The organism is Brevundimonas mediterranea (assembly GCF_014196125.1).
GTDB classification, from domain to species: Bacteria; Pseudomonadota; Alphaproteobacteria; order Caulobacterales; family Caulobacteraceae; genus Brevundimonas; species Brevundimonas mediterranea.
Window position 1 is genome coordinate 733,793 of sequence record NZ_JACIDA010000001.1, and the last position, 22,272, is coordinate 756,064.

The 22,272-nt window shown below is 62.8% G+C and carries 21 protein-coding genes; 4 read left to right on the forward strand and 17 right to left on the reverse strand.

Annotation, left to right across the window (positions count from 1 at the left end; translation table 11 throughout):
- The 9 genes from trbK-alt to GGR11_RS03785 form a co-directional block, all read right to left on the reverse strand.
- Positions 1-375, reverse strand: coding sequence for a putative entry exclusion protein TrbK-alt (gene trbK-alt / locus GGR11_RS03745; RefSeq protein WP_246331521.1), 375 nt, complete (start codon positions 373-375; stop codon positions 1-3).
- 22 nt (positions 376-397) lie between these two features.
- A complete protein-coding gene (gene trbJ, locus GGR11_RS03750; RefSeq protein WP_183195460.1) occupies positions 398-1,165 on the reverse strand; it encodes a P-type conjugative transfer protein TrbJ in 768 nt (255 codons plus the stop codon).
- A complete protein-coding gene (gene trbE / locus GGR11_RS03755) occupies positions 1,162-3,618 on the reverse strand; it encodes a conjugal transfer protein TrbE (RefSeq protein WP_183195461.1) in 2,457 nt (818 codons plus the stop codon). The genes trbJ and trbE overlap by 4 nt, the downstream gene beginning before the upstream one ends.
- A 10-nt stretch (positions 3,619-3,628) precedes the next feature.
- Positions 3,629-3,907 (reverse strand): VirB3 family type IV secretion system protein, encoded by a 279-nt coding sequence (locus GGR11_RS03760; RefSeq protein WP_183195462.1) that lies wholly within the window; start codon positions 3,905-3,907, stop codon positions 3,629-3,631.
- Positions 3,907-4,239 (reverse strand): TrbC/VirB2 family type IV secretion system protein, encoded by a 333-nt coding sequence (locus tag GGR11_RS03765; RefSeq protein WP_183195463.1) that lies wholly within the window; start codon positions 4,237-4,239, stop codon positions 3,907-3,909. Before GGR11_RS03765 ends, GGR11_RS03760 begins: the two co-directional genes overlap by 1 nt.
- Positions 4,236-5,168: a P-type conjugative transfer ATPase TrbB gene (gene trbB / locus GGR11_RS03770; RefSeq protein ID WP_425485659.1), complete on the reverse strand. Its 933-nt coding sequence runs from the start codon at positions 5,166-5,168 to the stop codon at positions 4,236-4,238. The genes GGR11_RS03765 and trbB overlap by 4 nt, the downstream gene beginning before the upstream one ends.
- A gap of 193 nt (positions 5,169-5,361) precedes the next feature.
- Positions 5,362-5,829 carry a ribbon-helix-helix domain-containing protein gene (locus GGR11_RS03775; RefSeq protein ID WP_425485660.1) on the reverse strand — a complete coding sequence of 156 codons (468 nt, stop codon included), beginning with the start codon at positions 5,827-5,829 and terminating at the stop codon, positions 5,362-5,364.
- A 9-nt stretch (positions 5,830-5,838) separates the two neighbouring features.
- A complete protein-coding gene (locus GGR11_RS03780; RefSeq protein ID WP_183195465.1) occupies positions 5,839-7,836 on the reverse strand; it encodes a conjugal transfer protein TraG in 1,998 nt (665 codons plus the stop codon).
- 130 nt (positions 7,837-7,966) lie between these two features.
- A complete protein-coding gene (locus GGR11_RS03785; protein WP_425485661.1) occupies positions 7,967-8,296 on the reverse strand; it encodes a DNA -binding domain-containing protein in 330 nt (109 codons plus the stop codon).
- Positions 8,297-8,448: 152 nt separating this feature from the next.
- Between GGR11_RS03785 and GGR11_RS16980 the strand changes: the two genes are divergently transcribed.
- Positions 8,449-8,652: a helix-turn-helix domain-containing protein gene (locus GGR11_RS16980; protein ID WP_221205081.1), complete on the forward strand. Its 204-nt coding sequence runs from the start codon at positions 8,449-8,451 to the stop codon at positions 8,650-8,652.
- Between the two features lie 190 nt (positions 8,653-8,842).
- Complete coding sequence (locus tag GGR11_RS03795) at positions 8,843-9,046, forward strand: helix-turn-helix domain-containing protein (RefSeq protein WP_246331524.1); 204 nt, start codon at positions 8,843-8,845, stop codon at positions 9,044-9,046.
- Here GGR11_RS03795 and GGR11_RS03800 read toward each other — a convergent pair.
- From GGR11_RS03800 to GGR11_RS03835, 8 genes are all read right to left on the reverse strand, one after another.
- A complete protein-coding gene (locus GGR11_RS03800) occupies positions 9,029-10,003 on the reverse strand; it encodes a LysR family transcriptional regulator (protein WP_183195468.1) in 975 nt (324 codons plus the stop codon). The two genes, GGR11_RS03795 and GGR11_RS03800, sit on opposite strands and share 18 nt — an antisense overlap.
- A 169-nt stretch (positions 10,004-10,172) precedes the next feature.
- Positions 10,173-11,810 (reverse strand): 3-(methylthio)propionyl-CoA ligase, encoded by a 1,638-nt coding sequence (locus GGR11_RS03805; protein ID WP_183195469.1) that lies wholly within the window; start codon positions 11,808-11,810, stop codon positions 10,173-10,175.
- Positions 11,811-12,004: 194 nt separating this feature from the next.
- Positions 12,005-12,691, reverse strand: coding sequence for an OmpW/AlkL family protein (locus GGR11_RS03810; RefSeq protein WP_183195470.1), 687 nt, complete (start codon positions 12,689-12,691; stop codon positions 12,005-12,007).
- Positions 12,692-12,817: 126 nt separating this feature from the next.
- On the reverse strand, positions 12,818-14,446 hold the full coding sequence (locus GGR11_RS03815; protein WP_183195471.1) for a GMC family oxidoreductase: 1,629 nt from the start codon (positions 14,444-14,446) through the stop codon (positions 12,818-12,820).
- Positions 14,447-14,491: 45 nt separating this feature from the next.
- Entirely contained in the window at positions 14,492-15,946 is a 1,455-nt protein-coding gene (locus tag GGR11_RS03820; RefSeq protein ID WP_183195472.1) for an aldehyde dehydrogenase family protein, read from the reverse strand.
- A 63-nt stretch (positions 15,947-16,009) separates the two neighbouring features.
- Positions 16,010-16,228: a rubredoxin gene (locus GGR11_RS03825; protein WP_221205082.1), complete on the reverse strand. Its 219-nt coding sequence runs from the start codon at positions 16,226-16,228 to the stop codon at positions 16,010-16,012.
- Positions 16,225-16,536: a rubredoxin gene (locus tag GGR11_RS03830; RefSeq protein ID WP_343051109.1), complete on the reverse strand. Its 312-nt coding sequence runs from the start codon at positions 16,534-16,536 to the stop codon at positions 16,225-16,227. Before GGR11_RS03830 ends, GGR11_RS03825 begins: the two co-directional genes overlap by 4 nt.
- A gap of 79 nt (positions 16,537-16,615) precedes the next feature.
- Positions 16,616-17,827, reverse strand: a complete 1,212-nt coding sequence (locus GGR11_RS03835) for an alkane 1-monooxygenase (RefSeq protein ID WP_183195474.1) — start codon at positions 17,825-17,827, stop codon at positions 16,616-16,618.
- 227 nt (positions 17,828-18,054) lie between these two features.
- Here GGR11_RS03835 and GGR11_RS03840 point away from each other — a divergent pair, with 227 nt between their 5' ends.
- Complete coding sequence (locus GGR11_RS03840) at positions 18,055-19,284, forward strand: NAD(P)/FAD-dependent oxidoreductase (protein WP_183195475.1); 1,230 nt, start codon at positions 18,055-18,057, stop codon at positions 19,282-19,284.
- Positions 19,285-19,742: 458 nt separating this feature from the next.
- Entirely contained in the window at positions 19,743-22,256 is a 2,514-nt protein-coding gene (locus GGR11_RS03845; protein ID WP_246331526.1) for a winged helix-turn-helix domain-containing protein, read from the forward strand.
- The last annotated feature ends 16 nt before the right edge of the window (positions 22,257-22,272 follow it).

Consider the following 22,272-nt stretch of genomic DNA (forward strand, 5'->3'; position numbering starts at 1 on the left):
CTATCGAACCTCGTCGGCTTGCGGCGTGATCACAGGCGCGGTTTCCTTGCGGATGGGATCATCGTCAGCCGCCGTGGTCGCTGAACGGGGCGGATACGGCACGGCGGGCAAGCGCTCAGCGGGACGAGCGCCGGGTGCGAGGAAGCGCCGACGGTTCTCGGCCCAGGCGCGCATACAGGCCGGGTCGCTGGTCGCCGCCTCGCCGAGGGCCTGGCAGCGGATCAGATCGACACGCAGCGGATCGGCGACCGCCGCTTCCGCAGGGGGCGTAACCACGGATCGCGGCGGCGGGGCGTCGTCCTGGCGCGTCAGCTCGATCGCCGTCGCCGTCAGGGCGAAGGCGACGAAGACCACAGCGGCGAGGCGGGCGAGCATTTTTCCGTCCATCGGCCTGGCCTCAGTTCCCGTTCGGGAACATCCGGGCATTGCCGGGCTGATAAGGCGTCCCCGGCGTCAGGAAGCGGCGACGCTGCTCGCGGCCCTGTTCGGCCGCGGCGGCCCGCTCTGCTGCGGACAGGGCGTCGGCGCGGCCGTTCGCCGCCACGACGGCGGTGAGATCGGCGAGCTGCTGCGCTTGCAGCGCCAGAAGCTGGTTGCCGGCCTGCGTCGCCTGAAGCGCGCCCGTTGCGCCCTGGCTCTGGCCGATCAGCGCCGACATCTCGGCGCGGTTGGTGTCGATGTTACCGACGACACCCGCCTGCACACGCATGGCATCTTGAAGGCCGCCGACCGTATTCTGCCAGCGCTCGCGGGCGCCCGCGATCAGTTCCTGATCGGAGGCCGAGAGCGAGGCGCTGCCGTAAGTCGTCTGGAAAGCGCGATCGATTTGCTGGACGTCGAAGGCGATGCGCTGCGCCTGCGTGAGAAGCTGCTGCGTGCGCTGGACCGATTGCTGCAATTGCTGAAGCGAGGAATGCGGCAGGCTGGCGAGGTTGCGGGCCTGGTTGATCAGCGACTGCGCCTCGTTCTGCAGCGAGGTGATCTGGTTGTTGACCTGTTGGAGCGCCCGCGTCGCCGACAGCACGTTCTGGACGTAGTTGGTCGGGTCATAGACGATCCATTGCGCCGATGCCGGCTGGATCATTATGGGCGACAGGCTGAGCGGGAGAGCGAGCACGGTTGCGGTGAGCAACGCCGTGCGCGAGCGGGAACGGATATGGGTCATGGCCTGGACTCCTGGTTGGTTTGGGGGATGACGTTGGTGAGGTCGGGGACGAGATCGGCCGCCCAGCCGAGCGAACATTCGGCGAGCCAGGCTTCGACGAAATTGTCGCGGCCGACAGCGCCGAGCACCCTGTCGATCGCCAGGTGGTGGCGCTTGGACGAGGCCGCGCAGAAGGCGAGCGCGATGTGGCCCAGGCCCAGCTCGAAGAGACGGTTGCCGCGCCGCGACTGGCAGTAATAGTCGCGTTGCGGCGTCGCCCGCGCGATGATTTCGATCTGGCGATCGTTGAGGCCGAAGCGGCGATAGATCGCGGTGATCTGCGGCTCGATGGAGCGTTCGTTGGGCAGGAAAATGCGCGTCGGGCAGCTCTCGACGATCGCCGGCGCGATGCTGCTGTTGTCGATGTCCGACAGGCTCTGGGTCGCGAAGACGACGCTGGCGTTCTTCTTCCTGAGCGTCTTCAGCCATTCGCGCAGTTGCTGCGCGAAGGCCGGATCGTCGAGGACCAGCCAGCCCTCGTCAATGATGAGCAGCGTCGGCCGGCCGTCCAGCCTGCCCTCGATGCGATGGAACAGGTAGGTGAGCACGGCCGGCGCGGCGCCCGCGCCGATCAGGCCCTCAGTCTCGAACGCCTGCACGCTGGATCGGCCGAGCTGCTCGGATTCAGCATCGAGCAGCCGGCCGAAGGGACCGCCGACGCAATAGGGTTGCAACGCCTGCTTGAGCGGGGCGGATTGCAACAGGACCGCGAGGCCCGTCAGCGTCCGCTCAGTGACTGGCGATGAAGCGAGCGAGGTCAGCGCCGACCAGATATGCTCCTTGGCGATCGGGTCGACGGTGACGCCTTCGCGCGCCAGGATGCCGACGATCCAATCGGCGGCCCAGGCCCGTTCGGGCGTCTCATGGATGCGGGCGAGCGGCTGAAGCGAGACGGAGGTGTCCGACCCTTCCGTCAGGCCGCCGCCGAGATCGTGCCAGTCGCCGCCACAAGCGATCGCGGCCGCCCGGATCGAGCCGCCGAAATCGAAGGCGAAGACCTGGGAGCCCTCGTAGCGGCGGAACTGGAGCGCCATCAGCGCCAGCAGTACCGATTTGCCGGCGCCGGTCGGGCCGACGATCAGCGTGTGCCCGACATCGCCGACATGAAGGGAAAACCGGAACGGGGTCGAGCCTTCGGTCCGGCCGAAGAGCAGTGGGGGCGCTGCAAGATGCTCGTCCCGTTCCGGCCCCGCCCACACCGCCGAAAGCGGGATCATGTGGGCGAGATTGAGGGTGGAGACCGGCGGTTGCCGGACATTGGCGTAGAGGTGCCCCGGCACGCTGCCGAGCCAGGCTTCGATGGCGTTGACGCCCTCGGTGACGCAGGTGAAGTCGCGGCCCTGGATGATTTTTTCGACGAGGCGCAGCTTCTCGGCCGCGATGCCGGGATCGTCATCCCAGACCGTCACCGTGGCGGTGACGAAGGCTTGGCCCACATCGTCGGCGCCCAGCTCCTGCAAGGCGAGATCGGCGTCGGCCGCCTTGTTGGCGGCGTCGCTGTCGAGCAGCGCCGACGCCTCGTTGGTCATGATCTCCTTGAGGATGGCGGCGATCGACTTGCGCTTGGCGAACCACTGCCGCCGGATCTTGGTCAACAGCTTCACCGCCTCGGTCTTGTCGAGCAGGATCGCCCGCGTCGACCAGCGATAGGGGAAGGCGAGCCGGTTCAGTTCGTCGAGGATGCCGGGAAAGGTCAGGGTCGGGAATCCGACCACGGTCAGCGTGCGCAGATGCGCGCGGCCCAGGCGCGGTTCGAGACCGCCGGTCAGCGGCTCGTCGGCCAGGAGGCTGTCCAGATACATCGGGATCTCGGGGACGCGGACGTTCTGGCGCTTGGTCGAAACGGTCGAATGCAGGTAGGTCAGCGTCGCGCCGTCATCGAGCCACTCGGCCTCGGGCATGAACCCTTCAACGAGCTGGAGCACTCGGGTCGTGCGGTCGATGAAGCCGCGTAACACTTCCCAGGCATCGACACCGGATACTGCCTTGCCCTCGTAGAGCCAGCTTTCGGCGCGGGCGGCATCCTCGGGCGGCGGCATCCAGACGAAGGTGAGATAGTAGCGGCTCTCGAAATGGACGCCGGCTTCCTCGAACTGCTCGCGGCGCTCGATATCGATCAGCGCCGAGACCGAATCCGCAAACATGCTCGCCGGATAGGTCGTGGCCGGATCGCGCTGCGCCTCGACGAAGATCGCCCAGCCGGAACCGAGACGGCGCAACGCATTGTTGAGGCGCGCGGTCGTGCCGACCAGCTCGGCGGGCGTTGCGCTGTCCAGATCGGGACCGCGGAACCGCGCCGTCCGCTGGAAACTGCTATCCTTGTTGAGGACGACGCCCCGCGCCACCAGCGCGGCCCAGGGCAGGAAGTCGGCGAGGCCGGCGGTGCGATTGCGATATTCGGCGAGGTTCATCATGGCTCGAACCTCACGCGCGCAAGAACGGCGGATAGCGCAGATGCCGGCGCACCACGTCGACGAACTGGGGATCACGCTTGGCCGCCCAGACGGCGGCGGCGTGGCCGACGATCCACACGACGAGGCCAACCAGCCAGAGCCGAAGACCGAGCGCCACAGCGGCCGCGAGGGTGCCGTTGGCGATGGCGATGGCGCGCGGGGCACCGCCGAGCAGGATCGGATCGGTCAGCGCCCGATGCACGGGCGCGAAGAAGCCCGGAACATCCCCGTTGTCGGTCAGGCCCGCCATCAGATGAGCGCTCCGCCGCCGAAGGAGAAGAACGACAGGAAGAAGGAACTGGCCGCGAAGGCGATCGACAGACCGAACACGATCTGGATCAGCTTGCGGGCGCCGCCCGAGGTGTCGCCGAAGGCGAGCGTCAGGCCGGTGATGATGATGATCATCACGGCGATGATCTTGGCGACCGGCCCTTCGATGGATTCGAGGATCGACTGAAGCGGCGCTTCCCAAGGCATGGAAGAGCCGGAGGCATGGGCGGCAGGCGCCATGACGAGTGCGAGGACGGTGGCGGAAGCGGCCGTCGCGATCTGGCGGCGGAAGCGTGAAGCGTTGCGGATCATGATCGATCTCCATGGTCTGAGCTTGCGGGGGTGATGGCGTAATCGCCGGTCGGGCCGAGGCCCTCGACGCGGACGAGTTCGACGAGGCGGCGCAGCGATCCGCGGCCGGCGAGAACGGCGACGAGATCGATCGTCTCGGCGATCAGGGCGCGGGGCACGGTGACGACGACTTCCTGAATGAGCTGCTCCATGCGGCGCAGCGCCCCAATGGCGGTGCCGGCATGGATGGTGCCGATGCCGCCCGGATGCCCCGTTCCCCAGGCTTTCAGGAGGTCGAGCGCTTCCGAGCCGCGCACCTCGCCGATCGGGATGCGGTCGGGGCGCAGGCGCAGCGAGGAGCGAACCAGATCGGAGAGCGAGGCGACGCCATCCTTGGTGCGCAGCGCCACGAGATTCGGCGCCGTGCATTGCAGTTCGCGCGTATCCTCGATCAGCACAACGCGATCGGCGGTCTTGGCGACTTCGGCGAGCAGTGCATTGGTGAGCGTGGTCTTGCCGGTCGAGGTGCCACCGGCGACGAGGATGTTTTTCCGTTCGGCGACGGCGATACGCAGCGTCTCGGCTTGTCCGGCGTTCATGATGCCGGCGGCGACATAATCGTCGAGGGTGAAGACCGCGACGGCCGGCTTGCGGATGGCGAAGGTAGGCGCTGCAACGACGGGCGGCAGCAAGCCCTCGAACCGCTCGCCCGTTTCGGGCAGTTCGGCGGAGACACGCGGGGAACCAGAATGGACCTCGGCACCGACATGATGAGCGACGAGCCGGACGATGCGCTCGCCGTCAGCGGGCGACAGCCGTTCACCCGTATCGGAAAGCCCTTCGGAAAGACGGTCGATCCAGAGCCGGCCGTCGGGGTTCAGCATCACCTCGACGACGGCGGGGTCTTCCAGAAACCTCGCGATCGCGGGGCCGAGCGCGGTCCGCAACATGCGCGTTCCGCGTGATATGGCCTCTGCCCTGGACGTCGCGCCTGCCATGAAAACCCCGATCCGGGACCGGCGGCGTCAGTGCCTCCAGTCGTCGGGGTTGATTAGAAGAGGCGGGAATTGGGGCGTTGCAACAACCGTGCTGTGGTCGTCGCGCCATAGCGAAGAAAAGGCGGCTATCGGCGGAACCGCAACTTCAGATGGGATCGTCTTTCGGCTCGCTGATACTGGAATCGGGATCGGCGACTCGCGAGGCCGCCACATCGCGCGACAGCTCCCTGACGAAGCGGTCGCCCGTCGCCAGCCGCCGCCCCAGCGCTTCCACGAACCCTTCGAACCGCTCCGCGCCCTTCGCGCGCGCCGAGGCTTGCGAGCTGTCGGGGAGCGGCGGCGTGATGGTCAGCCAGAAACGGATGAACAGCGAGACGGTCTCGCCAAGAATGGCGAGATCCTCGTCCAGCCCGTCGATCTGACGGCCGAGCCTGTCCATGCGCCGCGCGAAGACGGCTTCGAGCCGTTCGGACGCGTCGTCCGACAGAAAGGACGCCACGGCCGCTTCGATCACGGCGGATTTGGAGACGTTGCGCCGGAGCGCCAGTGCTTCGACCTGCTTCAGAAGGGCCGGCTCGAAATAGACGTTCATGCGGGTCTTGGTCTGCATCATGCCCGCCCCCTAAAGCTCGATGCCGTCGGTCGGGTCCATCGTCGCCGAACGCGCGACAGACCGAAGATTCTGGCGCAATGCCCTCGCCTTGGCGGCGTCGATATCGGGCTCGTCGTCGAGCACGTCGAACTCGCGATCGGGTACGCGCTGTTCGGGTACGATCTCCTCATGCTCGGGCAGTTCCGGCTCGCGGCGGATGCCGGCATTGGCGGGATCGCCGTCGACAGGATCGCCATTTGCCGCCTGTCGCGCAGCAGCGGCGGCGGTCAGAACCGGAAGATCACGCCAATCATCTGTTGTTGTTTTCGGCGTCTTCCGATCCTGCGCGGTAAGTTGCGGCGGCGGCAGGATGCGCTCCATCAGCCGCCGATCTTCATAGTAGCGGGCTTTCTTCGCGCGGATCGGGTGGATGCCCGATACCAGCAGCAACTCGTCGGCAGGCGGAAGCTGCATCACCTCGCCCGGTGTCAGCAGCGGCCGCGCCGTCTCCTGCCGCGACACCATCAGATGGCCGAGCCAGGGTGACAGGCGATGGCCGGCATAGTTGGTGGAATCGCGCAGTTCCGTCGCGGTGCCGAGCGTGTCCGAGACGCGCTTGGCGGTGCGCTCGTCGTTGGTGGCGAAGGCGACGCGGACATGGCAGTTGTCGAGCACGGAATTGTTGGCGCCGTAGGCTTTCTCGATCTGGTTGAGGCTCTGCGCGATCAGGAAGCTCTTGATCCTGTAGCCCGCCATGAAGGCAAGCGCGCTCTCGAAGAAATCGAGTCGGCCAAGCGCTGGGAATTCGTCGAGCATTAGGAGCAGGCGATGGCGTCGGCCCTTGGCGTTCAGTTCCTCGGTCAGCCGTCGCCCGACCTGGTTGAGGATCAGCCGGATCAGCGGCTTGGTGCGATTGATGTCGGACGGTGGCACGACGAGGTAGAGGCTGACAGGATTCCGCTCCGTGACGAGATCGGCGATGCGCCAGTCGCAGCGGTCCGTCACCTTCGCCACCACGGGATCGCGGTAGAGTCCGAGGAAGGACATGGCGGTCGACAGCACGCCGGAGCGCTCATTGTCGGATTTGTTGAGCAGCTCGCGTGCGGCGGAAGCGACGACGGGGTGAACACCCGCTTCGCCGAGATGAGCCGTGGTCATCATGGCGCGCAAGGTCGCTTCCACCGGGCGCTTGGGATCGGACAGGAAATTGGCGACACCGGCCAGCGTCTTGTCCAGCTCGGCATAGAGAACGTGGAGGATGGCACCGACCAGCAGCGAATGGCTGGTCTTCTCCCAATGGTTCCGGCGGTCGAGCGCGCCTTCGGGATCGACGAGGATGTCGGCGATGTTCTGGACGTCGCGTACCTCCTTGTCGCCGCGGCGGACCTCCAGCAGTGGATTATAGGGAGCGGACAGCGGATCGGTCGGATCGAATTTGAGGACGCGGCCGAATCGGGCGCGAAACCCCGCCGTCAGTCCCCAATTCTCGCCCTTGATGTCATGGACGATGGCGCTTCCCGGCCAGGTCAGCAGCGTCGGCACGACGAGACCGACGCCCTTGCCGCTCCGTGTCGGAGCGAAGCACAGCACATGCTCGGGGCCATCGTGGCGCAGATAGTCCGCTTCATGGCGGCCGAGCACGACGCCGTCCGGACCGAGCAGCCCGGCGGCGCGAATTTCCTCATCGCTCGCCCAGCGGGCCGAACCGTAGGTCGCGACGTTCCTGGCTTCCCGCGCCCGGATGATCGACATGACGATTGCGACCACGATCGCGATGAAGCCGCCCGACGCGGCGATGAAAGCGCCTTCGATGAAGACCGACGGCGCATAGGCGTCATAGGCATACCACCACCAGAAGAAGGCTGGCGGATAGTAGAACGGTGCGCCTGCCATCTCGAACCACGGCGTCCCGAGCTGGGGCTGAAAGCCGAGCCGCCAGGCCGTCCATTGGGTCGCGCTCCATGTCGTCATCAGCACGATGATGAAGATGGCAGTGATCTGACCCCAGAGGACGCGGGTTCCCGACATGAAGGCTCCAATCGGCAGTAAGTGCGGAGCCGATCAGAGAATAAGCCCTCTAGCGAAAGGCAACCGAAAACCAGCGTGATCGTGCTGCCGGATACCATGGCGCGCAAATCGGTGGGATCAGACAGGCCGGTCAGGATCGGGGACGGCGGACTTCCTCGACGGATTGTTCAAGCAGACGACGATAGCCGTGCTTCGTCATCCATTGCGCCCGTGCGAGATGGCTTTCCCAGCAGCGCCGTGTCCGCGCTTCTTCAATGCCGGGATCGCGATGCAGGACGATGCGGGCCGCCTCGGTCCAGTCCGCGCCGTCGGCCTCGGCATCCAGTAGCCGCATGTAGGTTATGAAATGCGCTTCGTCGTAGAGGGTGATGTCGGGTCCGGTCGGGGCGTCGTCATCGACGTCGGGATCAAGCTCTGGCTTTACGCGCATGAAACGCCCTCCTTCCTGGGCCAGCGTCAATACCAATCCTGAAATGGGATAATCCTAACTCGGGATTATCGGAATCGCTCCACTTTTTCAATGGAGCGCCGTTCCGAATGCCGAAGTCCTTGCGTACGCCACGACAGCGGCTTCTCCAGTCCCTGCTCGTCGAAGCCCGCAAGGACAGGGGTATGACGCAGGCCGATGTTGCTGCCGCTCTTGGCAAGCCGCAATCTTTCGTCGCCAAATATGAGAACGGGGAAAGACGGATCGATGTCGTTGAGTTCGTCGACATTACCATCGCACTCCAGGTCGCAGCCGCGGATATATTGGCGCGCTTGGCCCAGGGAACGACCGTCACCACGAATCGGGTGACGGGCACCGTCGAAGAATGACGCTGGTTGCTTGATGGCGCTATCCATTCTGGATCAACCACGCCGTTCGTTGTGGTATTCAGCTTCGGGGCGACCGGAAAGCCGCCCTTCATCACCCTGAATACCACCGATCGGCACGAATGGGAACGATCGTTCCTGGAACCATCGTTCCTACCTTGGTTCCCCTTCCGCCATGGATCTCAAAGAGGTCATGGCGAAGAATCTGCGTCGGACACGCCACGATCAAAAGCTGACGCAAGAGGAGCTGGCCGCGCGCGCGGGCCTGAGTGCGCGTTACGTCGGTGCAATCGAGCGTGGCGATGTCTCGGCGAGCGTCACCGTGCTCGGGCAGATCGCCGATGCGTTGGGAATCGAGCCGACCGAGCTGCTGCGGCGATCAGGCCGAAAGGCGTGATCGGCTCGCCTGACTGGCAAGGGCCAAAAGATCGCGAAGCGCCCGGCTGCGATTGTGGGGCGACCAGACGGCGCTGAAGCTCACCGGCTCCGGCTCGTCGATAATCGGGCGGAAGGCGACGCCAGGAATAGGCGCCATAGCCGTCGCCTCGGTGGTCAGCATCACGCCATAGCCCTGGGCGACCATATGCAACAGGGTGTCCCGACCAACATCCCAGCGGCATATCTGAGGATTGCAGCCGAGATCAGACAATCGACGCGCCACATGGTCGTGCGCCTGCGGCCCAGCGCCGCCGTATCGGACAAGGAACGTCTCCTTGGTGAGGTCGGCCCATGTCACGCGGTCAAGATGAGCAACTGCATGCCCGGCCGCAACTGCGACGACCAGGACTTCGGTCCACAGAAGCCGGGAATGGCAGTCCTCCGCCGCCGCCTTTCCGGCGACGAAGGCGACGTCGAGCCGCCCTTCCCGGACCTGGCGGACGGCCTCGCAGGCCCGTCCTTCGGCGATCTCGATATCCACGCCCGGCCGGTGCTCCCGGTGGCGGGCGATAAGATCGGCGAGGAAGCCGGCGGCGAGCGGTGAATGCAAGCCAATCCTTATACGCCCTTCCTCGCCGCTTGCGATCATGCCAGCGGTCTTCACGGCATGGTCGAGATGGTCGATGCCCGTGGCGACCTGTTCGACGAAATGGCGGCCGGCTTCGGTCAGCCGGACGCCACGGGGATGGCGCTCGAACAACAGGATGCCGAGATCCTGTTCCAGCAGCTTGATGCGCTGACTTACGCTCGACTGGCTGGCGCCGAGCGCGGCCGCCGCATGGCGGAAGTTCAAATGCTCGGCCACCGCCAATGCCTGGATAAGCGATGCCAACGGAATCCTGGAGCCCAAAGGTGTAAAGCCACGACCGCCAGCCTTGTCTTCACCCTCCTGCGTGGATCGAAGCTGGCGGCGCATGGTTAGCCGCCCCCGACAATTTGCATTTCGCCGGTTCCGGCCTTTCGTGTTCGTTCCACAACAGTAAGTATCAATTCTGCTGCCTGTTCAGACCAGAGATGCCGATCATTCAAACTCCTGTTTATAAGTGTTTAAGGGGCGATGATACCCATGCGCCGCACGGTGTGGCTCAACGCGCCGCTGAGGGCAGCCTATGTCCGCGAAAATCTTCCCGCACCTTCGTCTTGAGCAGCTTGCCGGTTGCCGTGTGCGGCAAACTGTCGATGAAGACGACATCGTCGGGGATCCACCATTTGACAACCTTGCCGTCAAAGAATTTCAGCAACTCCTCGCGCGTCACTGTCGAGTCGCGCTTTCGCACGACGACCAGCAGCGGTCGCTCGTTCCATTCGGGATGGGCGACGCCAATGACCGCCGCTTCTTCGACAGCAGGGTGGCCCATCGCGACATTCTCCAGGTCGATCGAACTGATCCACTCGCCGCCTGATTTGATCACGTCCTTGGAGCGGTCAGTGATCGTCATATAGCCATGCGGATTGAGCGTGCAGACGTCCCCGGTGTGAAACCAGCCATCGCTGGTGAACGCCGAGGGGCCCTCGCCTCTAAAGTAGGACTTTGCGATCCAGGGACCACGGACCAGCAAGTTCCCGAACGCCACGCCGTCCTTGGACAATTCGCGGCCGCCGTCATCGACGATCTTCAGGTCGACGCCGAAGATCGGCCGGCCCTGCTTGGCAATCAGATCGTATTGCTGCTCCGCCGGCAGGTCCTTCTCGCCGCGACGCATGGAGGTGATCGTACCGAGCGGGCTCATCTCCGTCATGCCCCAGCCCTGCAGGACGCGCACCCCATGCTCCTTGTCAAAGCGCTCGACCATGGCGCGCGGCGGCGCCGAGCCGCCGATCAGCGTGCGCTGCAGTTTTTCCAACCGCTCGCCGTTGGCTTCGCAATAGCGCAACAGTTCGAGCCAAACCGTGGGCACGCCGGCGGCGATGGTGACGTCTTCGCTGTCGAACAGCTCGTACAGACTGGCGCCGTCCATTTTGAAGCCTGGGAACACAAGCTTGGCGCCGACCATTGGAGCCGCGTAAGGGATGCCCCACGCATTGGCGTGGAACATCGGCACGACCGGGAGGATCGCGTCGTCGGCCGTAAAGCCCATCGCATTGGCGCCGTTGATGGCGTAGGCATGCAGGATCGTCGAGCGGTGGCTGTAAAGCACGCCCTTCGGGTTACCGGTGGTGCCGGAGGTGTAACAGAGCGACGCGGCGGTGTTCTCATCGAGATCCGGCCAGTCGAAAACGTCGCCCTGGGCGGCGATGAGATCCTCGTAGCACAACAGGTTGGGCAGGCTGCTCTCGCCCGGCATATGCGCGCGGTCGGTCATCACGATGACGCCTTGCACGCCGGCGAGGTTGTCCTTGAGCCCTTCAAGGATGGCGAGCACGTTCAGGTCGGCGAAAATGAACCGATCGTCGGCATGGTTGACGATATAGGCGATCTGCTCGGGGAACAGGCGCGGGTTGAGGGTATGGCAGACGGCGCCGGACCCAGATACCGCGAAGTATATCTCGAAATGCCGATAGCCATTCCACGCCAGTGTGCCAACACGGTCGCCCGGCACGACGTCCAGCGCCTTGAGCGCATTGGCAAGCTGGCGCGAGCGCCTGGCGGCGTCGGCATAGGTGTACCGGTGAATCGGGCCTTCGACTGACCGCGACACGATCTCGTTGTCGCCGTGATACTCAGCCGCATGCTCGATGAGCTGTGAGATCAGCAGCGGGCGGTCCATCATCAGACCCAACATTTGGGCTCCTCCTTGCGAAAACTGTAATTTAGGCGCAACAAGTCGTTCGCATGCGCCCGCCCTGCGAGCCTCCCCCCCATCAACCTCCCCCCGTGACATGGGGGATCGCCACGCGGGTGAGCGCCCAAAATCGTGGGTTCACGCCAAGTTGAAACACTTCCAAGCCCACCCAGCATGGGACGCGAAAGGGCCACTCAGAACCGGTAGGTCAATCCGACATTCGCCAGGATTGGGTCGATATCCAGGGTTGCCCGGACCGGCGCTCCGCCCAGCGAACCGGAGGCGTGCGTGGAAAAGGGGACGTACCGGACGTCAGCGTTCAACATCCAGGCTGCGTCGAGCTCGTAGCGAACGCCCAGTTGGGCCGCGGGGGCCCAACTGTCATCGATGCTGAAGTTGGCCAGGGCTCTGTCACGTTCATTCAGAAAGACGATCCGCCCCACGCCCAGTCCCAGATAGGGATGAACCCGGCCGAGATTGTTGAAATGGTACTGGGCCGACAAAATGACTGGCCCATAGTTGACCATGGCAAGCGTTCCGAGCGGCTCAAGTGAACCGGCGCCGGCAATTTCGGCGGTAGCGGGTATGCCGAGAAACAAGTCTGCTGCGACATTCGGCGTGAAAAAATATCCGACATCGACGGTCGCCGAAGTGGCGTCCCCGATCGTCACATTGGAACCCGGGACAGGTCCTCCGGCCAACGTAATGTCTGGCGCATCCTCGCTCACAGAGACTCTGGTTGCGTTCAGGCTTACGGCCCACCGCTTGAACCCTCCCGCATCCTGGGCCGAGGCGGCCTGGGCGGAGAATGCGCTCAAGGCGGCGACCGCCGCGGCGAATTGCGAAAGCCGTATAGACATGGGTTTGCCATTCTGACTCATGGAACTGTCCTCCCCTAAAAGTGCGCCGTCCCTGTTGGCGGGTTCGGCGTTTGTTGATGGTTTGCGATGAATTCCGGTGTCTGGAGCCGCGCGCGGTTCCGGCCCCGTCTCATTTTTGGCGATGGGCTAATGGGGCACCTCCCCGGAAGCGCCGGACGCGAGTTTCGTCTTGCCGAGAATGAGTTCCGCGGCTCTTTCCGCGATCATCATCGTCGGGGCGTTGGTGTTGCCGGCCACCAGCGTCGGCATGACGGACGCGTCGACGACCCGAAGGCCTTGTATGCCGCGCACCCGGAGGGCCGGATCAACAACCGACTGCGGGTCGCGCCCCATCCGGCATGTTCCCACAGGATGATAGATCGTTTCGGCCCTCCGGCGGATATCCGCCACGATGTCCGCCTCGCTCTGGACCGATGGTCCTGGGACCAGTTCGGTCTTCGAATAGGCCGCCATTGACGGAGCCGACAGGATTTGCCGGCCGATTTTCACCGCCGAGATCATGGTTTGGATGTCTTCGGGGGCGGAGAGGTAGCCTGGATCGATCAGCGGATCGTCAAGCGGGTTGGGGCTTTTGAGCCCGATGCGACCCCGGCTCTTGGGCAGAAGGTCGCAGACATGCAAGGTATAGCCATAGCCGAGCGCGAGTTCTCGCCCATGGTCTTTCAAGAGTGTGGGAAGAAAATGAAACTGTAGATTTGGCCGATTCTGTTCGGGTGAGCTTTTGACGAAGCCGCCGGCCTCGGCGACGTTGCTCGTCAAGAAGCCCTTTCGAAGGAGGGCGTAGGACAACGCTCCAGCCAAGGCTCGCGGAATGAATGATGGTGCGATGCCGATCGGGGTACGGTCGTTCGCCTCATGCATGATCGTGATATCAAGGTGATCCTGCAGATTTTTTCCGACTGCCGGAAGATCCACAACCACCGGAATACCAAGAGCGTTCAGCTCGGCCGCGCCGCCGATGCCGGAAAGCAGCAGCAACTGCGGTGAATTGACGGCTCCGCCCGAAAGAATGACCTCCCCGCCCTTGGTTCGTACATCGACCAGCTTGCCGCCTGTGGCATAGGTCACGCCGACTGCTTTCCGGCCCTCCAGGATGATCCGCGTCGCCCGCGCGCCCGTGATGATCCTAAGGTTGGGGCGCCTCTTGGCCTTTGAAAGGAAGGCGCGCGCGGAACTCCAGCGCCGCCCTTTGTGCTGGGTGACCTGGTACAGGCCAACGCCTTCCTGTGTTCCCGCATTGAAATCGGCGGCATGCGGAAACTGGATCTGTTGTCCGGCTTCGACGAATGCCTCGCTCAGGGGATTGAGGGTTCGCAGATCGCTGACGTGAAGCTCACCGTCACCGCCATGGAATTCGCTAGCCCCAAATCTCTCGTTCGCCTCCATCGCCTTGAACAGCGGGAGCACGTTCTCATAGGACCAGATCGAATCCGCCGCCTCACCCCAGGCGTCATAGTCGTCCCGGTGGCCGCGGATATAGACCATCGCGTTGATCGAACTCGATCCGCCAAGGGTTTTGCCGCGCGGCCAAAATAGCCGTCGACCGTCAAGATTGGCCTGCGGCTGCGTCTCGAATGCCCAGTTGAGCGTCTTGCTCTTTGAAAGAAGAGCGATCCCGATAGGCATATGGATCAAAAGGCTACGGTCGGGCGGGCCCGCCTCAAGCAGACAGACCCGGGTCCTGGGGTTCGCAGACAAGCGTTCTGCCAACAAGCATCCGGCGGATCCCGCGCCAACAATGATATAGTCAAACATCCAAGTCTCCGGGCAGCGGCTATCCCGCCAACGTTTGTTTTGGGATCAACCCAGAATTCTTACGGTCAGATTGATCATATTCTTTACGCTTGGCGTATATGGCGGGAAGAGAAGACGCAGGACAGAGAATTTGTCTCTTAGAATGGCGCGTTCATGTGAAAACGACTTGAAGCCGTAAAACCCATGCGCGCTTCCAATGCCGCTGTTGTTCGCGCCACCAAACGGTAGGTTTGGATGAAGGAAATGGACAACATTGTGGTTGATGCAGACCCCGCCGGAGCTCGTATTTTCCACGATAAGGTCGGCAAATTCACGCTCTTTACTAAAAACATAGAGAGCGAGGGGCTTCGGTCCCGAATTTATTTCCTCAATGACATCGTTGACGTCGTCGAACTCGATAATCGGCAAAACAGGGCCGAAAATTTCCTCCTGGGAAATCGCCATCTGCGGCGTCGTGTCTCCGATCAGTGTCGGCGAAATGTATTTCTGGGTTGGATCTCGCACCCCGCCCTCAAGGATCGTGGCGCCGCGCGCTGAAGCATCGTCGATCAGGGCGCAAAGGCGTTCGAAGTGCCGCGGGTTTACGATCCGGCAATAGTCGGCGCCGCTTTTCTGCTGGCTGTCCGATTGTCCATAGACGCGCCTGATTTCGTTGCGAAGGGCCTCGACGAGCGCCTTCGCCTTGTTGCGAGCGACATAGATGTGGTCAGGGGCAATACAGGTTTGACCGTTGTTTGAGAACTTGCCCCAGACGATCTTGCGGGCCGCGTGTTCGATATTCGCGGTCGAGTCGATGATGGTCGGAGACTTGCCCCCCAGTTCGAGCGTCACGGATGTCAGATGTTTCGCCGCGGCCGCCATGACGATCTTGCCGACCTGGGGACTGCCGGTGAAGAAGATGTGGTCGAAGGGCAGATCCAGCAGCGTCTGCGAAACCTGGGCGTCGCCTTCGCAGACGGCGACGAGATCCCTGGGGAAGGTCTCCGCAACGATGTCCCTGATCAGGGCGGACGTCGCCGGCGTCAGTTCGGAGGGCTTGATGATGGCGGTGTTTCCGGCCGCCAGGGCCGACACCAGGGGTCCGAGGCTGAGATTGACCGGATAATTCCACGGGGAAATTATCAGGCAGACGCCCTTGGCCTGGTAGCGGACCTCCGCGGCCGTCCCGAACATCCCCAGCGAGCCGTGAACCCGGTGCGGCCTCAGCCAGGATCGGAGGTGGCGCCGGGCATGGGATATTTCCTGATAGACCGGAAAGAGTTCGGTCAGACGCACCTCGGATTCCGGCTTTCTGAAATCCGCGTAGAGAGCTCCGATGATGTCGTTTTCCCGGCGCTTCATCGTCGCCTTCAGTCGCGACAGCATGGCCAGCCGCGCCTTCAGCGTGAATTTCGCCCTGTTCTCGACGGCCGATCGGCGCTGCGATGCGAACAGGGACTCAATCGCCCCCCCGACGCCGGGATGAACCGGCGCCGGGCCGGTGACTGCACGAACGCTCATTCGGCCCTCCCCAAGGAATTCGCCAGATTGCCGAGCCGGAAGACGATCATCCGCTCGAATAGATTACCCATAAAGTTCATAGTCTTCCTTGGTCGCGCCGCAGTCCGGGCAGTACCAGTCGGCGGGGACATCCGCCCAACGGGTGCCGGGCGCCACGCCCGTGTCGGGATCACCAAGCGCCTCATCGTAAATATGGCCGCAGGTCACGCAGTGCCATTTTGCGAAAGGCCCGGTTTCCACAGCCGCCCCGGTCTGCTGCGATCCCTGGCCGGCCCGGATCATCGCGCGGCTCGCGGGCTAGGGCTTGTCCCTGCCTTCGCCACGATGTCGTCCGGGCCTATAAGGCTAAAATCGAGCTTGTCGCGCACCGCACAGTCAGGACACGCCCAATCCTCGGGAATTTGCGCCCATGACGTATTGGGCGGGAACCCTTCATGGGCCTCCCCCTTGGCCTCATCGTAAACGTAGCTGCAATCGGGACATTGATACCGCGCCATGGCGACCTGTTCCTTCATCGACTTGAGTTGTGGATTTGGGGACACCGCTGACGAGGACGCGATCGCCCGGCATCCCGTAGAGCAGGCCGCCATCCCGCCCACGACCCGCAGTGTCCTTGCCCGAGGAGGCTCGCGCGAGCCTCCTCGGCTCGTGATCAATTGAGACGGACGTCTACTCGGCCGCTACCCCAACCGACTGGCGTGAAGCCGCGCCGAACTTTCGGACGATCTGCTTCCTGCGCGCGCCGTCGATCTGGATCTTGCCGAGATCCCCGCCGGCCCATTCCACGACGCGGCGGTCCATCACGGACCGGAACACGGGCGGGATCATCGCCATGAAGAACATGCCGGGATAGCCGCTCGGCAACTCGGGCAGGCCGGGGAAATCCCGGAGCGACTGGTATCTGCGGGTCGGATGGGCATGGTGATCGGAGTGCCTTTGAAGATGGAACAGGATCAGATTCGAGGCGATGTGATTGCTGTTCCAGGAATGGCGGGGCTGGGCGCGTTCATAACGTCCATCCGCCATCTTCTCGCGCAGCAGCCCATAGTGTTCGATGTAGTTCGCGCTGGTGAGCTGCCACCATCCAAAGGCGATCTGGATCGGCAAGAACACCAGCAGCTTCGGGTCGGGTCCGAACGCCAGCAACAGGGATGTGTAGAGGACCACGGTAATCAGCAGCGGCGGGATGATTTCGTTGTCCAGACTCCAGACCCCCTTGCCCACACGCTCCAGCCGCACCTTTTCCAGATTCCACGCGCGCTTGAAGGCGCCCGGGATTTCGCGCAGCGAAAATTTGTAGATGCTCTCGCCCATCCTGGAGGTGGCGGGATCCTCGGGCGTCGCCACGTCGCGATGGTGGCCCTTGTTGTGCTCGATGAAAAAGTGACCATAGCCGACCACGGCCAGAACGATCTTGGCCATCCAGCGGTCGAAGGCCTCCTTCTTGTGGCCAAGTTCATGGCCGGTGTTCAGGGCCAGACCATTGACGATGCCCAGGGACAGGGCGAGCGCGACAACTTCCCACCAGGCCATCGGCTGGGTCGCCACCCACCATGCCGAGACGATGAGCGAGGCATAGTGCACGGGGACGGTAAGATAGGTGAGAATTCGATAGTACCGGTCCGCCTCGAGACGCGCCACCGCCGCTTCTGGTGGATTATTCGGATCGTTCCCGAACAAGACGTCCAAGGCCGGAATAACGCCATACCAGACGACCAGCGTGAAGGCGTAAAAGACGCCCCACCCTGTCAAATTAACCAGGTAAAGGCCGATCAATGGCGCTGCCGGCCAGACGACCGACAATATCCATAAATAGCGTTTTCGATCGACATAGCGATCTGGCGCGTCGTCGGCGGACGGATTTCTTGCGATGGTGCTCATCTGGCGTTCACCTCTCCTAAGGAAGACACATTCGCTGTGTTCTAAGTGTTTTAGAAATCGGGCATGATTGACCGTGTCTGTCTATATCGATCCCTCAAGGTCACGATAAAACCCCACTAAAGTATGGTTTTGAACCCGCTTCGAGCGTCCTATCTGCAGCAGGTTCGCAATCGCGGCTGGTGTTCGGAAGTCCACACAACTGCGCTCGGTTTTGGAGAAGGGCTTCTATGAGCCGATCGGACGCACATGTGTTGATCCTGGGTGCAGGCCACGCCGGGGGAACAGTCGCCGCCTTGCTTCGCCAGTACGGGTTCGAAGGGTCCATAACACTCGTGGGCCAGGAGCCCATCGCGCCCTATCATCGTCCGCCGCTGTCCAAGGCCTGGCTGAAGGACGGGTCCGACACTGCCTCGCTCGCCCTGAAGCCACTGGAATTCTACGCCGGGCATGGCATCGACTTCCGGCCCGGTGTCCGGGCGGAAAGGCTCGCGCGCCAAGCCAGGGCGGTGACGCTCTCGACCGGCGAGGTGCTGACCTACGACTTTCTGATCATCGCCACGGGCGCACGCGCGATCAAATTGCCGGTAGAGGGCTCGGATCTGGCCGGGCTGCTGGAGCTGCGCACGGCCGCCGACGCCAGACTGCTCAGGGCCGCCATCGGGCCAGGCTTGCGGTTGGCCGTCATCGGCGGGGGCTATATCGGTCTGGAAGTCGCAGCGTCGGGCCGCGCGCTCGGCGCCGAGGTGGTGGTGATCGAGCGCGAGCCGCGGTTGCTCGCCCGGGTGGCCTGCCCGGAACTCTCCGCCTTCTTTCTCGATTATCACAGGAAACAGGGCGTCAGCTTCGAGCTGGGGGCGACGGTGGTCGGCTTCGAGGGGCGGGATGGACGCGTCACCGGCGTCAAGCTCGACGACGGCCGCACGATCGCCTGTGACGCTGCCCTGATTGGCGTCGGCGCAACGCCCAATGACGAGATTGCGGCGGATGCCGGACTGGACACGGCCCGCGGTGTCGTTGTCGACCTCGAAGCCCGCACCACAGACCCGGCGATCTTCGCCATCGGCGACGTGGCACGCCGGCCGATGCCCCTTTATGATCGCATGTTTCGCATGGAGAGCGTGCCCAACGCCCTGGAACAGGCCAAACAGGCGGCCAGCGCCATCGTCGGCCGCGCAGCCCCGCCAAGCGAGGCGCCATGGCAATGGTCCGACCAGTACGACCTGAAACTGCAGATCGCCGGCTACGCCTTCGACGTTGATCGCGTGCTCCTCCGCGGCGATCCCGCCACAGCGAAGTTCGCCCTCTTTCATCTGAAGGGCGATCAGATCCAATCCGTGGAAGCGGTCAACTCACCTCAGGACTTCATGGCCGGCAAACAACTCATCGCCAGTCGCAAGACGGTTGACCTCGACAAGCTTGGAGACCCGTCCGTCGCCATGAAGGAGGTCGCCGCATAAGAGCGGCAGAGACGAAAATTTGGCGATCGTGGGCGCGGTCCTCGGAGTCGACCGGCCGCAGCGGCTCCAGGATCGGCCAGTCCCGCCGCCGCAAGCCAGGTTGCCGCCCCAACCCCGCCCAAAGCCCCCACTAAAGGGGGGTTCTGGTTTGCGCGTGGACCGCCAGCCGCTATAGTTCGGCCTCGATGACACATGTAGAGGCAGACAAAACATCTACCAAGGCGGAAGGCATTGGCGTGGATGAGCCTGGGGCAACCCATCCGCGCGGATCCAAACTGCGGCCTCGGGAGACCGACCCTAACCCTCGACAAAGCGCGCTGCCGTCCGCAGGCTCTGTCAATGACAAGGTCGCGTCGCTCGCCTCCGGATGCCTTTCGCGCCCTCGCCTCTTCGCTGTCGATAAGGCGACGCGCCGCCATCTTCTTCGCGCTCCTCAGGGCTACGGAAAAAGTGTCGCGATGGCCCAGTACTGGGTCGATCATCGGCACGCCTTCGCTGCGGCGGCATGGGTTTCCGTCAAGGAATGCAGGCGCGATCTGCAGCGGCTCGCGGAACACATCTGCGAGCAGCTCTCCGCAACCGGCGAGGCCGGCCGCCACGACACCCCGCCTACACCGCTGAGGGAAAGACCTCGCAGCCTCCATGAACTCGCCGACTGGCTCCGGGACACCAAGGATCTACCAGGATCGAAGGTTCTCATCTGTTTCGACGATCTCGAGTTTGATCCGCATTCGATCGACCAGATCGAGGATTTTATGTTGGCGGCGTCGGCCGAAGTAGAATTCATCGCGGCGACCTCGGCAGACACCGGCTTTGCGCGCATGAAAGCCCGACAAGCGATCCAAGAGTTAAGGGGTGATGCGCTTGCCTTCACATTCGACGAAGCAAAAGCGGTCGCGTGTGGCGGGGAAAGGCCAGTCGTCTCAGAAGCTGAAATTCATTCGCTTTGGAAGCGCACCAAAGGCTGGCCCGAAATCTTCTGCCTTTTGATGCAAGCGGCATCAGAAAGCCGGTCCTCGCCCGACCGCCTTGTAGCCGACCGTGTCACAGGCAGAGACATTGATCTGGATAAATATTTCAGGAGAACAATACTGAACTCACTCGCTGATGACGTCCTGGAGTTCTGTGTTTGCGCATCAATTCTTGGATCGGTATCGGCAGACTATTTCAACCACGTGTTCCGCCGGAACGATGGGGCTTACTATATAGACAAACTTTCGGCCGAGCAGATGGTTTTGCGACCACTGGACCGATCACAGACGGCGTATGAGTTCCACCCGTTGCTTCGCGAATTTCTCGAGCACAGATTCTCGGTGGAGCATCGCGGCTCGAAGCCAAACCTGCTCGCCCGCGCCGCTCAATGGCAAAGACAAAACAGCAACAGTCGCGAAAGCATCAGCCTTTCCTTGCGCGCGGGCGAGAACGAATCGGCCGCTGAGGTCGCATCTGAAAACATGATGGATATTGCGCTGCGGCAGGGCGAGATAGATCAAATCCAATCATGGCAAGGCAGTTTTTCCGCTGCTGTCGTTTCTGGCGCCCCGACAATCGCTCTTGGCCTGGCTTGGGCCCAGATCTTCAGCCACGACCACCAGCGGGCGGCCGGCCTGTTGGCCGACTTGCGGGCCGTTGACCTTGGCGCTTTTGATCAACAAACACGCCGACAAATGGAATGTTGGTGCGACCTTATTGCCGCCATTGGTGAGGCGACCGGCGACAATCTGACAGAAAGTCGCCGGCTGTGTGAAGCCTGGATAAAGCTCTATGGCGACGCAAATCTCGTCTGCAAAGGCGCCATCCTTACTTGTCTTTGCTTCATCGCGGCCAGCGAACACCGGTTTGATGATCAAAGGAAGGTGTGGCTGGAAGCATCATCGGTAAACAACATCGCTGATCATCGCTACGCGCTGGGTTGGCTTCACAGCACTACGATTTTCGCCGAGCTTTCCAGGGGCGACATGCACGCAGGTGCTGAGCTACTCCGAAAAGCGCGCAATGACGATAATGCTCAGATCAACACCACGCCGTTTTCTGTAAACCTCCTGAACACGCTGGAACTCGAACTTCAATACGAGGCCAACCAACTGGACGGCATAGAAACACGCGTCGAAGAAATTCTTGATTTTGCGCGACAGCATGGCATTGTCGATTTTATATTCTCGGCTTATCGCACCGCCGCAGCAATTGACCGCCATAATGGCGATCTCAAGGGCGCTGTCGAGCGTCTTCAAGAGATGCGCGTGATAGCGGGGGAATTCGACTTCTTGCGGCTTGACGTCCTCGCGCGGTTGACGCTCGCGGATTTGTTCGTTGTGGAGAGCGCGGAGCAGGCGACCGCCATTTTACCGAACCGCAGCGACCCTATCTTTCTCACCTCTCACGGTCCGTATCTCAAGGCGCGACAATCGCTGACGGAGGCTCGCATAGCGGCACGACAGGGGAAGTTCCACCTCGCCAACCGCCTTGCGAACGTTGCTTTGGACCACGCGCGACGCTTCGAACTGGGCAGGCTCGAGATTTCCGCGCTGCTCTGCGCCGCCCTTGCCTATGCGGGGACGGAAAGGTCGACCATGGCCGAGCAACACGCAGCAGATGCAGTCGATATTGCCTCCCGATCCGGGTGCTATCGTACGCTGCTCGATGAGCGGGCGTATCTAGAGGCATTCGGGTCGATCTCGACGCCGCTGTTGAACCTCATTCCGAGCGAGGCGGAATTGGGGCGCCGAGAACCTAGGCCGGGCGACCGTCACGTTCGCTCGCCAAGCGGCGAGACCTCCGTTGTCCTTACAAGAAAAGAGCTGGCGATGCTTCAAAGAGTCAAAGAGGGGTGCTCAAACCGAGAGATCGCGATCACGCATCGCATAAGTGAAGACACTGTCAAATGGCACATTCGCAATATATTTTCGAAGCTACAAGTCAAGAACAGGGTTCAAGCGCTTCTAAAGGCGGAGCGGATCGGCATCCTGCATTGAACGCAATATCATCGTA

Excerpts from the sequence above, each read along its gene's own strand:
- trbK-alt (WP_246331521.1), bottom strand. The coding sequence starts at position 375 with ATGCTCGCCCGCCTCGCCGCTGTGGTCTTCGTCGCCTTCGCCCTGACG.
- trbJ (WP_183195460.1), bottom strand. The coding sequence starts at position 1,165 with ATGACCCATATCCGTTCCCGCTCGCGCACGGCGTTGCTCACCGCAACC.
- trbE (WP_183195461.1), bottom strand. The coding sequence starts at position 3,618 with ATGATGAACCTCGCCGAATATCGCAATCGCACCGCCGGCCTCGCCGAC.
- GGR11_RS03760 (WP_183195462.1), bottom strand. The coding sequence starts at position 3,907 with ATGGCGGGCCTGACCGACAACGGGGATGTTCCGGGCTTCTTCGCGCCC.
- GGR11_RS03765 (WP_183195463.1), bottom strand. The coding sequence starts at position 4,239 with ATGATCCGCAACGCTTCACGCTTCCGCCGCCAGATCGCGACGGCCGCT.
- trbB (WP_425485659.1), bottom strand. The coding sequence starts at position 5,168 with ATGTTGCGGACCGCGCTCGGCCCCGCGATCGCGAGGTTTCTGGAAGAC.
- GGR11_RS03775 (WP_425485660.1), bottom strand. The coding sequence starts at position 5,829 with ATGATGCAGACCAAGACCCGCATGAACGTCTATTTCGAGCCGGCCCTT.
- GGR11_RS03780 (WP_183195465.1), bottom strand. The coding sequence starts at position 7,836 with ATGTCGGGAACCCGCGTCCTCTGGGGTCAGATCACTGCCATCTTCATC.
- GGR11_RS16980 (WP_221205081.1), top strand. The coding sequence starts at position 8,449 with ATGACGCAGGCCGATGTTGCTGCCGCTCTTGGCAAGCCGCAATCTTTC.
- GGR11_RS03795 (WP_246331524.1), top strand. The coding sequence starts at position 8,843 with ATGGCGAAGAATCTGCGTCGGACACGCCACGATCAAAAGCTGACGCAA.
- GGR11_RS03800 (WP_183195468.1), bottom strand. The coding sequence starts at position 10,003 with ATGCGCCGCCAGCTTCGATCCACGCAGGAGGGTGAAGACAAGGCTGGC.
- GGR11_RS03805 (WP_183195469.1), bottom strand. The coding sequence starts at position 11,810 with ATGTTGGGTCTGATGATGGACCGCCCGCTGCTGATCTCACAGCTCATC.
- GGR11_RS03810 (WP_183195470.1), bottom strand. The coding sequence starts at position 12,691 with ATGAGTCAGAATGGCAAACCCATGTCTATACGGCTTTCGCAATTCGCC.
- GGR11_RS03815 (WP_183195471.1), bottom strand. The coding sequence starts at position 14,446 with ATGTTTGACTATATCATTGTTGGCGCGGGATCCGCCGGATGCTTGTTG.
- GGR11_RS03820 (WP_183195472.1), bottom strand. The coding sequence starts at position 15,946 with ATGAGCGTTCGTGCAGTCACCGGCCCGGCGCCGGTTCATCCCGGCGTC.
- GGR11_RS03825 (WP_221205082.1), bottom strand. The coding sequence starts at position 16,228 with ATGATCCGGGCCGGCCAGGGATCGCAGCAGACCGGGGCGGCTGTGGAA.
- GGR11_RS03830 (WP_343051109.1), bottom strand. The coding sequence starts at position 16,536 with ATGGCGGCCTGCTCTACGGGATGCCGGGCGATCGCGTCCTCGTCAGCG.
- GGR11_RS03835 (WP_183195474.1), bottom strand. The coding sequence starts at position 17,827 with ATGAGCACCATCGCAAGAAATCCGTCCGCCGACGACGCGCCAGATCGC.
- GGR11_RS03840 (WP_183195475.1), top strand. The coding sequence starts at position 18,055 with ATGAGCCGATCGGACGCACATGTGTTGATCCTGGGTGCAGGCCACGCC.
- GGR11_RS03845 (WP_246331526.1), top strand. The coding sequence starts at position 19,743 with ATGGCCCAGTACTGGGTCGATCATCGGCACGCCTTCGCTGCGGCGGCA.